This window comes from Methylobacterium sp. WL116, from assembly GCF_008039455.1.
Classification (GTDB): domain Bacteria; phylum Pseudomonadota; class Alphaproteobacteria; order Rhizobiales; family Beijerinckiaceae; genus Methylobacterium.
Window position 1 is genome coordinate 1 of the sequence record NZ_VRUV01000931.1, and the last position, 967, is coordinate 967.

Annotated in this window: 1 protein-coding gene; it reads right to left on the reverse strand. The window is 65.7% G+C overall.

Annotated features, from left to right (window positions below; translation table 11 throughout):
• A partial coding sequence (locus tag FV223_RS28565) for a MucR family transcriptional regulator (RefSeq protein WP_147729988.1) occupies positions 1-454 on the reverse strand: 454 nt, incomplete at its 3' end.
• Positions 455-967: the final 513 nt, after the last annotated feature.

The following is a 967-nucleotide window of genomic DNA, read 5'->3' on the forward strand; positions in this document are numbered from 1 at the left end:
GGGCCGGAGCGGCGGCCGCCTCGGGTGCGGCCTTGCCGCGGGTCTTGCGACGCTGCTGGCCGAGGCCCATCGTCTTGGCGAGCTCGGAGCGGGCGGCGGCGTAGTTCGGCGCGACCATCGGGTAGTCGGCCGCCAAGTTCCACTTGGTGCGATACGCGTCGGGGGTCATGTCGTAGCGCGTGCGCAGGTGGCGCTTCAGCGACTTGAACTTCTTCCCGTCCTCCAGGCAGATGATGAAGTCCGGCGTGACCGAGCGCTTGATCGAGACCGCGGGCGTCGGCGGCTCGACCTTCTCGGCGGCGGCGCCGTTCCCCAGCTGGGCCAGCGTCGTGTGCACCGAGACGATGAGCCCGTTCAATTCCGGGACCGGAACGGAATTCTTGCTCACGAAGGCCGACACGATCTCTGCCGCCAGAGCGATGTAATCCGGTTCCATGCCGTTGTCGTTCATCATCGATCGTTCCCCGGTCCGACTTCCCTCGACACGTCCGACGTCAACGCAGCCCAAGGGTTGGGAAATTTTCAGCTGACGCCAGCTTGTTCAGGCAAGGCGGCTATGATGTCTAACATCTCAACGCAATGCGCAAGGTCTGTTTCCGTTCGATTAAACTTGATGGAAAGGCTTCCAACACAAAAAAACGAGTGTAGCGCCGCACCCGGAGTCCAGTCCGACCCCCTGCGGCGCTGGTGTCCAATGGCGGAGCCGGTCGTCGAGACGGCCGGAGCCTTCGCGGATTCGGTATTAGTCGCCTGCTTTTCCGTCCCGGCGCGCCAATACCCTCGTTCGATTCCCGCCTCGGGCTTGAAAACTTTGTTGTGTCCGCAACGAGATCGCGAGCGATCCTGCGCGGGCCGCGGCGGAGCGGCCAGGGCCTGCCGGTGCTCCCGAGCCGCCGGTCCGCGCGGCAGCACCCGCGCGACCGGTCGTGCCGCCGCGCGCGCCGACATGAGGACTTGCCCTGGCGCG